This is a genomic window from Vreelandella arctica (assembly GCF_037070215.1).
Classification (GTDB): domain Bacteria; phylum Pseudomonadota; class Gammaproteobacteria; order Pseudomonadales; family Halomonadaceae; genus Vreelandella; species Vreelandella arctica.
Window position 1 is genome coordinate 134,564 of sequence record NZ_JBANSN010000002.1, and the last position, 13,314, is coordinate 147,877.

The window sequence follows — 13,314 nt, forward strand, 5'->3', positions numbered from 1 at the left end:
ACACGTTCATCATGGTTCTATTAATTATTGGTTTTGCGGAATGGACTTGCGGATTTAATTTAGCGAAGCTTTATTTTGCGCGCAATATAAATAATGAAAAAGAGTCGAGATCCTTTGTGAGAGAACGAAGGGCTACTGATTTTTCTGCAAGCTATCGCGCAATCGCACCAGATCTTCTTTTAATGTGGTCAACGCTTCGATTGACTGATCGCTGGCATGCACTACACAGCTAGGGATGTGGTAGGCCTGTTCACGCAGCGCTTTGCCTTTATCGGTAAGGTAAAGCTCCACCACGCGTTCGTCTTGGTGACTGCGCTTGCGGTTCAATAGCTGGTCGGCTTCAAGGCGCTTGAGCAGCGGCGTAAGCGAACCAGGATCGGTTAGAAGCCGCTTACTCATCGCACCTACTGTCATACCGTCGTTTTGCCACAAGACCAGCATGGCAAGGTACTGCGGGTAGGTAAGTCCTAACTCTTTGAGCAGTGGCTTATATACCTTGGTCATCATCAATGAAGTTGAGTAGAGCGCAAAGCAGAGCTGATGATCGAGTTCTAAGTCGCTACAAGATGGTTGCACAAGTATGGGTTCCGATCCGAAATATGTAGGGTAATGTAGCGCGCGAAGCGGTGAGTGGCTATCCCTAGACGTTGGTCGTAAGTTGGCAGTTTTGTTTTGACACGCACTTGGCAGCTAGCTAGCCTTCGCATCATTAATGTTACCGGTAACAATTTGGCGCTCATTAAATTAGCCAGTAACAACTCAATTCTTACCCATTCACCGTTAACAACAACGAATATTTGGAGATCACGCGATGACAACTATTTGGCGCAGCACGCTAACCCTGGTCGGTGCGACTACACTGACGTTTGGTATGGCGCATGCTCAGAGCCCAGAACTCTCTGATCCGCCTGAGATCGAGGGCGAGGTAGTCGGCGATCATGGTTCGCACACACTACGTATGGGCATCGGCCTTGCGGAAAGCTCGCCACAGTTCTTGTCTAGCCAATATTTTGGTGAGATTTTGGAGCAGCGTACCGACGGTCGCATTAAGGTTAACGTTTTCCCTAACAGCCAGTTAGGTGACGACGTTCAGATGTTGGAAATGCTGCAAACCGGTACGCTGGATATGACTTACCCCTCTAGCTCCGCCACTACTGGCTACGTTGAACAGCTTTCTGCTTTTGACCTGCCGTTCCTGCTGCCTAGCCGTGAAGCCGCGGTTGCCGTCATGCAGAGCGATGTGGCCCAAGGCATGCTGGACGCCTTTGATGGCACCGGCCTGAAAGCACTCGCGTTTTCTGAGAATGGCTATCGCCAGCTCTCTAACAGTGCTCGCCCGGTGGCAAGTCCTGACGACGTAGCAGGTCTTGATGTGCGCGGTTTAAGCGTTCGCACCATGGAAAACCCGGTGCATCTAGCAATTTGGGAAGCCTTAGGCGCTAACCCAACGCCGATGGCTTTTGGTGAGCTTTTCTCTGCGATGGAGCAGGGCGTGGTAGATGGCCAGGAAAATCCTTGGAGCACCATCCTTACCTCGAATTTTAATGAAGTTCAGGATTATGGCACCGAAACACGCCACGTCTATACTCCCTTTATCATGATGCTTTCTGAGCGTACTTGGGAGCGCATGGCACCCGAATATCAGGAACTGGTACTGGAAGCAGCGCGTCAGTCAGCCAACTATGAAATTCAGCTGTCAGCTGAGTACGATGACTGGTCACGTGATCAGTTGGCAGAGCGTGGTATGGAAATTACCCGCCTGGACGACGAGCAGTTAGCCGCTTTCCAAGATGCCGTTCAGCCTGTATATGCAGAGTGGGCGCCGCGCATTGGTGAAGAACTGATCGCCGACATCCAAAAGATCGTTGAAGAGAGCAGCAACTAAACCTTACGTTTAGCGCGCCATCGGGCAGGCAACGTGCCTGCCCGATGTGTTAGTGCCCCTGGAGTTCCTATGTCACTCTCCTCTACACCCCCTAACTCTCCTACGCCGATTGAAGATCCTTCGGTGTATCTAGACGACCCCAACCGCAAGCTTCTGGAAATCGATACCGATGCCCGCCAAGGCCCGGCGCTGTTCCGCTGGCTTACCTTAGGTATGGAGTATCTTATCGGCGCTATTTTAGTGGCGTTGATTGTGTCCGTTTCTTGCAACGTGGTAGGGCGCGCGCTGTTTAATTACTCACTGCCGTGGGCGGATGAGCTGGCGCGTATGCTGTTTATATGGCTGGTGTTTATCGGGGCCGCCGCGGCGTTTTCCCGTTACGAGCACATTGCCGTTGATGCCTTGGTGCGGCGCTTGCCGCTGCGCTTGGCGCACATGCTCTATTTACTGCAGCACCTGATTATTACCGGCCTAATGGTGGTAATGATTTGGGGTGGCTACCAAGTGCTGTCGCGTTCAAGCGGGCGTTCGGCGATCATGGATGTGCCATTGAGTTTTATCAGCCTTTCGCTGGTGCTGTGTGTCATCTTTATTGCGGTGGTAGCGGTGTGGCGGATGTGGGTCAGCCTTAACGTTATTCGCCACTCTGAGCGGGAGCGCTAATCATGCTATGGATTTTCCTGGCCATTTTATTGGTCTCTATCGTTATTGGGCTGCCCATTGCCTTTGGTTTAGGCGTGGCGGCGCTGGTCATGGCGGTACTTTCAGATATTCCGCTGTCGATTATGATCGAACAGTCGATTCGTGGGGTGAACAGCTTTCCGCTGCTCGCCATTCCGTTCTTTATTTTAGTCGGTGAGGTGATGAGTAATGGTGGCATCGCTCGTCGCTTGATGGAACTGGCTGGCGCTATGGTCGGCTTTATGCGCGGTGGGCTAGGGCAGGTTGCCATTACCGGTTCGATGTTCTTTGGTGGCATCAGTGGTTCAGCGGTGGCCGATACGGCCGCTACCGGCGCGATGATGATTCCCTCCATGAAAGAGCAGGGCTACACCGCGGCGAATGCTACCGCAATCAACACCGTGTCCTCGGTGATCGGGATCATTATTCCGCCCTCCATCCCGCTGATTCTGTACGGCATCGTCACTGAAACCTCGATTAGCCGCCTGTTTATTGCCGGTATCATTCCGGGTCTGTTGATTGGCTTTGCGCTGATGGTGACCACCTATATTCTTGCCAAAAAGGATGGCGGCGGTGTGCAGAAATTCCGCTGGGATCGCCTCTGGAAAGCTTTCAAAGATGCTTGGCTTGCGCTGGTACTCCCGGTCATCGTGATTGGCGGTATTATTGGCGGTGTCTTTACCGCGACCGAAGCGGCCGTAGCGGCACTGCTTTATGCGCTGGCTATTTCGCTGGTGGTTTATCGTGAGTTCAAGATCAAAGAGCTCGGCGGTATGCTGATTCGTACTGCTCGTTTGACCGGCATGGTGATGATGCTGCTAGCGTTTGCGACGGTTATTGCTTGGTTCCTGACCATCAATATGGTGCCGCAAACCCTGGTTAGCCAAGTGCAGGCGATTACCCAAGACCCGTTCCTACTCCTCCTGATCGTGGCAACGTTGCTGCTGTTGGTGGGCTTTGTCATGGACTTAACCCCGGCCATGGTCATCATGGCGCCTATGCTTGCGCCCATTGTGACCTCGGTAGGTGTTGATGCTGCTTACTTTGGCGTACTAATGGCCTTTGTATTGGGCATCGGGCTGCTAACCCCGCCGGTTGGCACCTGCCTTTACGTCGGTTGTGGTGTGGGTAAAGTCTCCATGGAGTCTTTGGTCAAAGCGATGCTGCCTTACTACGCAGCGCTCCTCGTCGTGCTGGTGATCCTGATCGCCTTCCCGGGTATCGTTACCTGGTTGCCTGATCTTACCGCTGTGCGCGGCAACTGAGGTTCTTGGTAATGAATAGGAGAGCTTCTGTGAAGACCCTCTCGCATCGTATTTTAGTGATGGGTGTGTCTGGCTCTGGAAAATCGCACATTGGCCGCCAGTTGGCCCAAACCGTAGGGGCGACGTTCATTGACGGCGACGATTACCATTCGCCCGCCAATGTAGCCAAAATGGCCAGCGGCACACCGCTCAATGACGATGACCGGAGCGAGTGGCTCGATACGTTGGCGGCGCTATTCGCCGAGTATCGGGCCAGAGATGCGTCGCTGGTGATTGCCTGCTCAGGGTTGAAAAGGCGCTACCGTGACCGACTGCGCCAAGGTGACTCAGCGCTGCAGATTCTCTACTTAGAGGGCACGCAAGAGCTGCTGCTTGAGCGGCTAGAAACACGGGCAGGGCACTTCTTCAAAGGCGATACCATGTTGGCCAGTCAATTGGCTGATTTAGAACCGCCTGATGAAGAGGAGGCGTTTAACGCCTCCATTGCCCTGTCGCCCATGCAAATCGTCGATCAATTTGCTGCCACGCTGCCACTGCCCAGCCGCACACTAAGCTAACGCACAACTAGGCTAACGCTCACTAGGCAAAAGAGTTAATAGGTATTGAGGCCGCCGATTGAAGGGGCGACCTCAATGCTCCCTCACTGCATAAGGCAGTTACCCCCTTGAAGAAAAAACGCCCCACCCTCCAGGACATTGCCGACCACGTAGGGGCTACCAAAATGACGGTCAGCCGCTGCCTGCGTGAACCTGAAACGGTTTCGGAAGGGCTGCGTGAGCGCATTTTCTCGATTGCCGAACAGATTGGCTATATTCCCAACCGTGCGCCCGATTTACTTTCCAGGGCCACCAGTCATTCGATTGGCGTGCTGGTGCCGTCGCTGACCAACCAAGTGTTCGCCGATATCATTGTCGGCATTGAGGCGTTAACGGAACCCGCGGGCTATCACTTAATGCTCTCTCACTATGGCTATAGCCCTGAGCTTGAAGAGCGCAGCCTGGCGTCATTGCTCTCCTATAACGTCGATGGCGTTATCCTTTCTGACCGCGATCACACGCCGCGTAGCCTGCGTATGCTGGAAACCGCCGGTATCCCGATTGTCGAAATCATGGACACCCATCGCCCTCCGCTACAACAGACCGTGGGCTACGACAACGTACAAGCCGCCTATGACATGGTGAGTGAGATGATCCGCCGCGGTCGTCGCCAAGTGATTTATCTGGCGGTGCGGTTGGATGAACGTACCCGGCAGCGTGAGCTCGGCTATCGCCGCGCCATGGAAGAGCATGGCTTGCCCCCGGTGACACTGCAGAGCACCCAGCGCTCCTCTTATAGCGTGGGGGCCGCGCTGCTCAAGCAAGTGTTAGTCGATTACCCAACGGCGGATGGCCTATTTTGCACCAATGACGACGTTGCCGTCGGTGCCTATTTCGAATGCCAGCGGCGCGGTATCGAGGTGCCCGCACGCATGGCCTTAGCGGGCTTTCATGGTCACGATGTGGGCCATGTGATGACGCCACGCCTTGCCAGCGTAGTGACACCGCGCCAGGCGATCGGCGAGGCCGCTGCCGGTGAGCTGCTGGCGCGTATTCGGGGTGAGACACTGACCCAGAAAATCGTCGATTTAGGCTACCGCATAGAAACAGGCATGACGCTATAGCGCTTGTTAGCGTGTAGCCGTTAACGGCGTAAATGACTAAAGTAGCCTTTTACTTTGGTTGCGAGGCCGCCGTGCAGATCACACAACTCACTATCTATCCCGTCAAGTCGCTCAAAGGCATCAACGTTGATCATAGCGAGCTGCAGGAGCATGGGCTGGCCTGGGACCGTCGCTGGATGCTGGTCGATACGCATCAGCGATTCATTACTCAGCGCCAGTTGCCAGCGCTTGCGACCATCGAGGTCGCCCTCACCGATGAACATTTGGTGCTTTCCCACCCAGACGTCGAATCACTGCATATTCCGTTGGCTCAGCCTGAAGGAAATTTGCGCCTGGTCAGCGTGTGGGACGATCACTGTAAAGCGCTGCCGGAAGGCGAGTCCGTCACTCACTGGCTGGTCGCTGCCTTGGGCGAACAGGCACAAGGGCTTAGCCTGGTGCGTTTTGCGACGGAATTTACCCGCGCAGTCGAAGAGGATTTTCTTGAGGGAGGTGCAGCGCACACCTATTTTTCCGACGGCTACCCGTTTTTGATCACCACGACGGGATCATTGGATGCACTGAATCAAGCGTTAATGGCAGGGGGAAATGCCCCCATACCCATGAACCGTTTTCGGCCGAACATCGTGATAGCCAGCGACGAGGCGTGGTCTGAAGATCGCTGGGCGACGGTTTCTGAGCAAACCGGGGGCTTTCAGCTAGCGCTGCGTAAACCTTGCAAACGCTGCAAAATCACCGCTATCGACCAGCAGACGGCGGCGGTGCCTGTCCCCGCTGAGCCGCTCAAAACCTTGATCGAACTGAATACTCAGCCCACCTTGAAAGGCGCCCACTTTGGCCAAAATGCCACGCTGCTAAGTGGTGCTGGTCGCATTATTCGTGTGGGGGATACGCTGGTGGCTGAACCCCGCGACGCCTGACGCGCAGAAGCTTTGTCGCGATGGCCGTGCCGATCAGGGTAATCACCATCCCAGCAATAATCTGCAGATTGAGCGTTTCATCGAGCAGTAGATAGCCCCATATCAGCGCGCTCACCGGGACTAAAAAGGTGACGGTCGATGTAGCGGTGGCACCGGCGCTGGCGAGTAAGCCAAAGTAGAGCAGGAAAGCCAGCGTCGTACTCAATGCGGCCAGTGCCAGCGCATTGCCCCACGCCAGCGGGCTGACGGGCTCGCTTGGCCAGAGCAAAAGGCCGGGAATTAGTAGCACCAAGGCCGACATGGCGCTACTGCCAGCAGCCAGTACCCGCGTGGGTAGGTGGCCAAGGCGCGTTTTGGAATAGTTGCCTGCAATGCCGTAGCAAAACGTAGCGCCCAGCACGGCCAAAATAAACCAGCCGTCGCCGCCCAGGGCGAAATCAAGCCGATCCGCTGAAAGCACATAAACCCCGAGCAGCGCCAAAGCGAGGCCTACATACTGCTGGCGCTGTATCGCGGTGGCGAAAAACAGCGCGCCAATCAGGGCGGTAAAAATTGGTGTCGTGGCGTTGATTAACGAGGTAAAACCCGCCTCGAGGCGAGTGGTTGCCAGTGCCAATAGCGAAAAGGGCAGCACGTGATTGACCACGCCTAAAAACAGCAAGGGCCCTTTATGCTGCCAGATAAGGCGCAAATAGTGCAGGCTGAGCAGTAATGGCATCAACAGCAGAGCGCCAACCCCCATCCGTACGAGCACTAACGGTACTGCCCCGAACTCGGGAGCAGCGACGCGCATAAAGATAAACGAAAGGCCCCATAGCGAAGAGAGCAGTATCAGACGCAGCGCATCAGCCGACGACATGGTGAGTCCTTAGCAGTAAAGCGGTTAGGTAGCTAACTAGCTTACGGCTGAACGAGGGCCGATGGAAGATGGAACTATCGGTACAGCAGAGAAACAAAAAATCAGCTACGCTGGTTAGGTGGTTAAACGGCAGCTGCCGCTTAACCCTGATCGACAACACGTTAATGCATGATTGGCACACACAAGGAGTTGTTATGGATCGTAAAGCTAGCGCACGTTGGGAAGGTGGTCTTAAGGATGGTAAAGGCTCCGTTTCAACCGAAAGTGGCGTTTTGGATGCCAATTACTCCTTCAGCAAGCGCTTTGAAGATGAAAAAGGCACCAACCCTGAAGAACTCATTGGCGCAGCACACGCCAGCTGTTTTTCAATGGCGCTCTCAATGATTCTGGGTGAGCAGGGCTATACCGCTGACTCCATTGAAACCAGCGCTAAAGTGACCCTTTCGCAAAGCGATGCCGGGTTTGATATTTCAAAAATTCATCTGGATGTCGTGGCAGCCATTAGCGGTGCCGATGAAGCTGCATTCCAGGAAGCGGCGGAAAAGGCAAAAGCTAATTGCCCCGTGTCTAAAGTGCTTAAAGCCGATATCAGTATGACGGCGAAATTAAAAGGCTAAAGGTTCGCGACTTAACGTTCACACGCATTAAAAGTGTGGGCGTTAATGCTGATGGTCGTAATGGCTATTAAGTAATTAAGTAGCTTTTAGTCGTTTCGATCAATTAAATCAGTGCGGATGCGTTAAGCGCAATAAAAAAAGCCTTGGCAATTGCCAAGGCTTTTTGTATGACTGACTTATAAGATTGTAGTGATCTTATTCGTCTTCTAAGTCACCGTTACGGTGATACTCTTCGGCAGACTCAAGTGCGTCTTGTGACGCATTAACGGTAATCACGTAATCTTCACCGTCTTCGTCTTTGGTCAGTTCGAGTGAGTCCCATTCGATGGCGACGTTTTTCTCACCCATACCGAGGAAACCACCGACACCGACGACGACGGCATTGATTTGGCCATCTTCATCGATAACGAGATCGGTAATGGTGCCGATATCTTCATCATCTTCGACAGAGCTTTTAACTTGATTGCCGGTTAGGGCATCAGCGTGGAAAGTACCTTCTGGCGTTTCCGTTAGATAGGTTGCTTCCATGGTGGTGGTGTTTTCTTCGGCGTTGACTGTGCCTGCAGCAAACATAACAGCCGGAACCATGAGCGTACCTAGAAAAGCGGGTTTGATCATTTTCATTTTACTTGCTCCTTGCGATTTCATTCAGGCTTAACGACTCCGCGTTATGGCCCAAACAAATCAATAGCAGATGGCTGTGTACTAAAAAAAGCACAACTCCAGTGCTATTACTCCTGGGGATGTTAATTACATTTGGGTAATTAACGCCGTTCTGCGCGTCACTGCGCTAAGACAATTAACAGGTTAGTCGCTGTGATCAGAAATACAACTAATTAACTCAAACTTTTAGCCGACTACGCGTATGCAGTGTCTCATTAACCGCTAGCCCAGCGTCGCTGTGTCACACGCTGTCGAGTTGACCTGCTCTGCCCCAGTCGTCATATTCCTATTTAAAAAAGGAGACACCCTGACGATGATTCCCCTGTATCACCCCTTGCACCCATTGCGGCGTATCAAGCAGCTCTGCGTAAGCAGTGTCGCGTTGGGAGCATGGCTATTAGCATCGACGGCCGTCGCTGATAGCAGTGAACTACCCAAAGGTCATTTCCCGCTTCCAGAACAAGGCAATATGGTGGGGGAGGTGTATACCGTTACCGCCAGCGAAGAAGATACGCTGATGGATATTGCCCGGGCACACAATGTCGGCTACGAAGAAATTCGTATGGCCAATCCTGACACCAGCCTTTGGGTGCCGGGGGAAGGTACCGAGGTGACGATCCCAGGGCAGTTTATTTTGCCTGACGAAGCTCGCACGGGGATTGTCATCAATGTGGCGGAGCTGCGCCTATACTACTATCCCGACGTAGAAGAAGGCGAAACGCCGCGGGTGGAGACGTACCCCATTGGGATTGGGCGAGATGCCTACAACACTCCGTTGGGCATTACCGAAACCACCATGCGGCTTGAAAACCCTGCCTGGTACCCGCCTGAGTCTATTCGCCGTGAAGCCGCTCAACGTGGCGATCCCGCACCAGCGGTGGTGCCTCCTGGTGCCGATAACCCGTTGGGTCAGTACGCCATTTTGCTGGATATCCCCGGTTATCTGATACATGGCACCAATCAGCCGGATGGCATTGGTATGCGTGCTAGCCGTGGCTGTATTCGCATGCATCCGGAAGATATCGAGTCGGTATTTTGGCGCGTACCGGTAGGTACTCAGGTCAATATCATCGATTCGCCGATCAAAGTAGGCTGGAATGGCGACGGGCAAGGGCATATTCAGGCGTTTATCGCGACGGATGAAACCGCTTATGGCATGGACACGCTGCTGAATGTTGTCGGCATTATTGAACACCACGAGGGTGGCCCCAATAGCGCAGACTACGAGCAGGTACGTGAAGTGTTGGAGCGGGCCAATGGGCAAATCGTGCCGTTAACCTGATCACGCCGCCAAGTTTAACGCGCAGGGTCGAGCACACCGCCCAGTGAAGCGTTACGCCGATACCAGCCTGCAATACTCGTGCGCGGGCAGCGTGTCGGCAGCACCTCATGGGGAATGGTTTCCGACAGGAAACAGGCGAAGGTGCCTGCTTCCGGTATGACGCGGGCGACCTCTGTGCTTGGGTCATCAGGGTGGTAGATAACCATTTCGCCGCCACCATCGGCTGGCCACTCGGGCGTTAAATAACCCACTGTAGAGATAACCCGATTGGCGCGGCCGCGAAAGCTATCCACATGGCGCTGGTAAAAGGCTCCCGGCGGGTAGTGGGCGAAGTGTGCCTCATACTCGAACAGGCCTAAAAACAGCGCATGATTAAGGGCCTGCTGTAATTCGCTCATGGCGTCTAAATAACGCCGCTGGGCAGCACTCTCGCGATCGAGCCAGTGGATCGCATCACCGCGAATATCCTTACGCAGCAGGTGCTGCTGGCCTCGGCCAATGCCCGCCTCGTCCAAGCCTTGGTAAGCCGCTCGATGCAGCAGTTCCTGATTCAGTGCGGCACACAGTTCAAGGTCGATCACCTCACGGCCAACGTACCAGCCTTGCTCAACCAGCGCATCGACAAGGGCTACCTGCGTCGCTGGCTGAAGCGCTGGCGTGAAGGGGGCAACACTGGGGGTCATTGTTTGGGTCTCGAGGGGGCTGGGCGAGAATCTCTCGTCGCGGAAGTAGAAAGGCGCGTGGTACGTTCGGGATAGTGGCGCAGCGGCCCCAGGGGGCGCTGATGCAAATCAATGGGCATACCAAAGCCTTCGGCCAATAGCTCGACCAGCATCATCGCTGAAAGCCCCCAGATGACATGGCCGTCGACATGGTAGCTAGGCACGTAGTGCGCCACGCCGTCGACCGTAATGACATCGGTATGGGTACGGTGGTCATCTAAAAAATGGCTGAGCGGGACTTCAAAAATAGCGTCTAGCTCCCCGGGGTCGGCCACCAGCGGTAGATCAGGCGGAATGATACCGACCCACGGGGTAACGCGAATGCCGTGCAGCGAAATAACGTCCGAGAGCCGCCCTAACGGTTGCACCAGCGCGGGGTCGAGGGCAATCTCTTCCTCTGCTTCACGCAGTGCTGTGGCATACAGGTCGGCATCGAAGGGCTCGCGCTTGCCACCGGGAAACGCCACTTGACCGCTATGGGTACTCAAGTGGCTAGCACGACGGGTAAACAAAAGGGTAGGGGCCGGCCGCTCGACAATCGGCATCAGTACCGCCGCCTCGGGCATTACCACATGATCCAAGCGTTGAGGCGTCAGCTGTTGCAGCTGGTTGCGCAGTTTCTCTAACATAGGGCATCCAATTACTTTGTTCTCTTTTACCCAGCAGCGGTCATTGACGTCAAGCGCGTCGAGGCTTCTATTCACTAGCCGTTGAGAATACGCGATGAACTTTTGTAGCCACTGTGGTGATAAGGTACGTTTTGCTCTACCTGAAGGCGATGATCGCCCGCGCTACCTGTGCGATGCCTGCGGTACGATTCATTACCAGAACCCGCGCATTGTGGCCGGCACCTTGCCGGTGAGTGGCAGCAAGGTATTGCTCTGTAAGCGGGCCATCTCACCACGCAAAGGGTACTGGACACTGCCAGCAGGCTATATGGAAAACGCTGAATCCACCCAGCAGGCCGCCGCCAGAGAGACGCGTGAAGAGGCCTGCGCCGAGGTAGAACTGGCCAATCTTTACACCTTGATCGACTTACCGCATATCAATCAGGTGTATATGATTTTTCTTGCCGAGCTGGTCGGTGGCTTCAGCGCCGGCCCGGAAAGCTTGGAAGTGGCGCTATTTGAGGAGCACGAAATCCCCTGGGACGAACTCGCCTTCACTACGATTGAGCGCACGCTACGCCACTTCTACGCTGACCGCCCCCACAATGCGTTTCCGCTGCATATCAGCATGGTGACGCCTGAGGATCGGGAGCGCTATTTTGGCAGTGCCTAAGCCGTATCGCCGTTCGATCAACGCGCTATAGATCGGCTAATTGCCACACATCATAAGCGACTTCTTCATAGGGGTGGGCAAGTTTTAAAGCAGCAATGGCACCGTGAACATGCGCTTCGTCGCATACCATTTCAACTTTATACTCTTCCACCTGTTCCAGGCTGCCAACCGAACCGATATGAGGGTTGGCACCTTCCATTGGGCGAAATTGCCCCGTGCCGCGTGTTTGAAAACAGACACTCTCATACACCCCTATACGCCCAGCGCCCGCCTCGAACACAGCTTGCTTAACGCTGTCGGCATCCTCAACGGGAACAAAAAAGGCCAGTTTGTACATGCTATGTCTCCCTGCCATCGGTTCATCATCAAACGCCGGACTACTACTATGTTAGCGGATAGACGACTATTGGTCGCGGGCTTGGCTTTGTATGATGATGTTTTGGTACCCGTTTAGTGAGTCATCTTATGGATAAATTTGAAGTAAAGCTGGATCAGGCGGCCAGAGCTGCTTGGATGTCTTACGTGGGTGGAATGACCCAGGATGAGATTGCCAGTCAGTTGGGCGTGTCGCGGCCAGGCGTTCAGCGCTTATTAGCCTTGGCTCGCCAAGAGGGGTTGGTGAAAGTGCATATTGACCATCCGATCTCTCACTGTATGGCGCTGGGCAGTGCGTTGCGTGATCACTTTGGGTTGACTTACTGCGACGTGGTTCCTGCCGATAACCACGCCGCCGAAAGCGCCGCGTCCTATTTGGCCGTGGCCGCCGCCGAGCGGGTGGCACAGTTGGTCGAGCGCAGCGAACCATTGACGCTTTCGTTGGGCACCGGCCGTTCGGTGCGCGCGGCGGTAGAAGCGCTCAGCCGTGTCGAAAGGCCCCAGCACCGCTTTGTATCGTTGGTGGGTAATGTGGCCCGCGACGGCTCGGCTAACCGTTACGATGCGGTGATGGTGATGGCGGATAAAACCGGCGGTGAGCGTTTTTTACTGCCCGCGCCGGTAGTGGCGGAGACACTGACCGAAAAAGAGGCGATGCTGACGCAGCGCTTATTTAAAAAAATTGCCGATGTGGCGCGTGAGTCCGAGGCCGCCTTCATTGGCGTTGGGCGTATCGACCGACAGGCAACCCTGTTCCAGGATCATTTTATCAGCGAAGTTGAGCTGAATGATTTGCTGGGCTTGGCCGCGGTAGGGGAGTTGCTTGGCTGGCCGCTGAACAGCGACGGTGAAGTGATCGACTGCTCCATTACCCGTCGGGTCACCAGTCTGCCCCTGGAGCGCTTTGGCAAGCACCACATGGTGGCGATCGCGGGCGGCAGAGAGAAAGCCCCGGCAATACATGCTGCGCTGCGCGGCGGCTGGCTAAAAGGGCTGGTGACCGATGAGGTGGCTGCTCGGCAAATTGTCGAGGCGTTATAGGGGTTTGCCGTGTGCGCTGCAACATGCGCAAAGGGCGATACGTTAGCGTAAAGTCTAAGCTGA

Annotated in this window: 16 protein-coding genes; 10 read left to right on the top strand and 6 right to left on the bottom strand. The window is 54.6% G+C overall.

What is annotated here, in order from left to right:
- Positions 1-132 precede the first annotated feature (132 nt).
- Positions 133-576, bottom strand: a complete 444-nt coding sequence (locus V8L70_RS02155) for a MarR family winged helix-turn-helix transcriptional regulator (RefSeq protein WP_008958215.1) — start codon at positions 574-576, stop codon at positions 133-135.
- A 235-nt stretch (positions 577-811) separates the two neighbouring features.
- Between V8L70_RS02155 and V8L70_RS02160 the strand changes: the two genes are divergently transcribed.
- From V8L70_RS02160 to V8L70_RS02185, 6 genes are all read left to right on the top strand, one after another.
- The gene (locus V8L70_RS02160; RefSeq protein ID WP_336268699.1) at positions 812-1,885 is read left to right on the top strand and encodes a TRAP transporter substrate-binding protein; all 1,074 of its coding nucleotides are present in this window, start codon (positions 812-814) and stop codon (positions 1,883-1,885) included.
- A gap of 69 nt (positions 1,886-1,954) precedes the next feature.
- Positions 1,955-2,548, top strand: a complete 594-nt coding sequence (locus V8L70_RS02165; RefSeq protein WP_176303774.1) for a TRAP transporter small permease — start codon at positions 1,955-1,957, stop codon at positions 2,546-2,548.
- 2 nt (positions 2,549-2,550) lie between these two features.
- On the top strand, positions 2,551-3,831 hold the full coding sequence (locus tag V8L70_RS02170; protein WP_008958212.1) for a TRAP transporter large permease: 1,281 nt from the start codon (positions 2,551-2,553) through the stop codon (positions 3,829-3,831).
- A 29-nt stretch (positions 3,832-3,860) separates the two neighbouring features.
- Positions 3,861-4,388 (top strand): gluconokinase, encoded by a 528-nt coding sequence (locus tag V8L70_RS02175; RefSeq protein ID WP_035559529.1) that lies wholly within the window; start codon positions 3,861-3,863, stop codon positions 4,386-4,388.
- A 107-nt stretch (positions 4,389-4,495) separates the two neighbouring features.
- On the top strand, positions 4,496-5,491 hold the full coding sequence (gene gntR, locus V8L70_RS02180) for a gluconate operon transcriptional repressor GntR (RefSeq protein ID WP_336268702.1): 996 nt from the start codon (positions 4,496-4,498) through the stop codon (positions 5,489-5,491).
- Between the two features lie 71 nt (positions 5,492-5,562).
- Positions 5,563-6,411 (top strand): MOSC domain-containing protein, encoded by an 849-nt coding sequence (locus V8L70_RS02185; RefSeq protein ID WP_336268703.1) that lies wholly within the window; start codon positions 5,563-5,565, stop codon positions 6,409-6,411.
- On the opposite strand, the gene V8L70_RS02190 is transcribed toward V8L70_RS02185, so the two are convergent.
- Positions 6,365-7,270 (bottom strand): DMT family transporter, encoded by a 906-nt coding sequence (locus V8L70_RS02190; RefSeq protein WP_336268705.1) that lies wholly within the window; start codon positions 7,268-7,270, stop codon positions 6,365-6,367. The two genes, V8L70_RS02185 and V8L70_RS02190, sit on opposite strands and share 47 nt — an antisense overlap.
- 194 nt (positions 7,271-7,464) lie before the next feature.
- Here V8L70_RS02190 and V8L70_RS02195 point away from each other — a divergent pair, with 194 nt between their 5' ends.
- The gene (locus V8L70_RS02195) at positions 7,465-7,887 is read left to right on the top strand and encodes an OsmC family protein (RefSeq protein ID WP_101146010.1); all 423 of its coding nucleotides are present in this window, start codon (positions 7,465-7,467) and stop codon (positions 7,885-7,887) included.
- Positions 7,888-8,082: 195 nt separating this feature from the next.
- On the opposite strand, the gene V8L70_RS02200 is transcribed toward V8L70_RS02195, so the two are convergent.
- Positions 8,083-8,511: a PRC-barrel domain-containing protein gene (locus V8L70_RS02200; protein WP_290693853.1), complete on the bottom strand. Its 429-nt coding sequence runs from the start codon at positions 8,509-8,511 to the stop codon at positions 8,083-8,085.
- A 352-nt stretch (positions 8,512-8,863) separates the two neighbouring features.
- Between V8L70_RS02200 and V8L70_RS02205 the strand changes: the two genes are divergently transcribed.
- Positions 8,864-9,832, top strand: a complete 969-nt coding sequence (locus V8L70_RS02205; RefSeq protein WP_336268708.1) for a L,D-transpeptidase family protein — start codon at positions 8,864-8,866, stop codon at positions 9,830-9,832.
- A gap of 14 nt (positions 9,833-9,846) precedes the next feature.
- On the opposite strand, the gene V8L70_RS02210 is transcribed toward V8L70_RS02205, so the two are convergent.
- Positions 9,847-10,515 carry a 2OG-Fe(II) oxygenase gene (locus tag V8L70_RS02210; RefSeq protein WP_336268709.1) on the bottom strand — a complete coding sequence of 223 codons (669 nt, stop codon included), beginning with the start codon at positions 10,513-10,515 and terminating at the stop codon, positions 9,847-9,849.
- A complete protein-coding gene (locus V8L70_RS02215; RefSeq protein ID WP_290693848.1) occupies positions 10,512-11,183 on the bottom strand; it encodes a CoA pyrophosphatase in 672 nt (223 codons plus the stop codon). Before V8L70_RS02215 ends, V8L70_RS02210 begins: the two co-directional genes overlap by 4 nt.
- A gap of 94 nt (positions 11,184-11,277) precedes the next feature.
- Between V8L70_RS02215 and V8L70_RS02220 the strand changes: the two genes are divergently transcribed.
- The gene (locus V8L70_RS02220) at positions 11,278-11,835 is read left to right on the top strand and encodes an NUDIX hydrolase (protein WP_336268710.1); all 558 of its coding nucleotides are present in this window, start codon (positions 11,278-11,280) and stop codon (positions 11,833-11,835) included.
- A gap of 25 nt (positions 11,836-11,860) precedes the next feature.
- Here the strand turns inward: V8L70_RS02220 and V8L70_RS02225 are convergent, their stop codons facing one another.
- A complete protein-coding gene (locus V8L70_RS02225) occupies positions 11,861-12,172 on the bottom strand; it encodes a YqfO family protein (protein ID WP_101146020.1) in 312 nt (103 codons plus the stop codon).
- Positions 12,173-12,300: 128 nt separating this feature from the next.
- Here V8L70_RS02225 and V8L70_RS02230 point away from each other — a divergent pair, with 128 nt between their 5' ends.
- Entirely contained in the window at positions 12,301-13,251 is a 951-nt protein-coding gene (locus tag V8L70_RS02230) for a sugar-binding transcriptional regulator (RefSeq protein WP_101146022.1), read from the top strand.
- The last annotated feature ends 63 nt before the right edge of the window (positions 13,252-13,314 follow it).

Excerpts from the sequence above, each read along its gene's own strand:
- V8L70_RS02160 (WP_336268699.1), top strand. The coding sequence starts at position 812 with ATGACAACTATTTGGCGCAGCACGCTAACCCTGGTCGGTGCGACTACA.
- V8L70_RS02165 (WP_176303774.1), top strand. The coding sequence starts at position 1,955 with ATGTCACTCTCCTCTACACCCCCTAACTCTCCTACGCCGATTGAAGAT.
- V8L70_RS02170 (WP_008958212.1), top strand. The coding sequence starts at position 2,551 with ATGCTATGGATTTTCCTGGCCATTTTATTGGTCTCTATCGTTATTGGG.
- V8L70_RS02190 (WP_336268705.1), bottom strand. The coding sequence starts at position 7,270 with ATGTCGTCGGCTGATGCGCTGCGTCTGATACTGCTCTCTTCGCTATGG.
- V8L70_RS02195 (WP_101146010.1), top strand. The coding sequence starts at position 7,465 with ATGGATCGTAAAGCTAGCGCACGTTGGGAAGGTGGTCTTAAGGATGGT.
- V8L70_RS02200 (WP_290693853.1), bottom strand. The coding sequence starts at position 8,511 with ATGAAAATGATCAAACCCGCTTTTCTAGGTACGCTCATGGTTCCGGCT.
- V8L70_RS02205 (WP_336268708.1), top strand. The coding sequence starts at position 8,864 with ATGATTCCCCTGTATCACCCCTTGCACCCATTGCGGCGTATCAAGCAG.
- V8L70_RS02210 (WP_336268709.1), bottom strand. The coding sequence starts at position 10,515 with ATGACCCCCAGTGTTGCCCCCTTCACGCCAGCGCTTCAGCCAGCGACG.
- V8L70_RS02215 (WP_290693848.1), bottom strand. The coding sequence starts at position 11,183 with ATGTTAGAGAAACTGCGCAACCAGCTGCAACAGCTGACGCCTCAACGC.
- V8L70_RS02220 (WP_336268710.1), top strand. The coding sequence starts at position 11,278 with ATGAACTTTTGTAGCCACTGTGGTGATAAGGTACGTTTTGCTCTACCT.
- V8L70_RS02225 (WP_101146020.1), bottom strand. The coding sequence starts at position 12,172 with ATGTACAAACTGGCCTTTTTTGTTCCCGTTGAGGATGCCGACAGCGTT.
- V8L70_RS02230 (WP_101146022.1), top strand. The coding sequence starts at position 12,301 with ATGGATAAATTTGAAGTAAAGCTGGATCAGGCGGCCAGAGCTGCTTGG.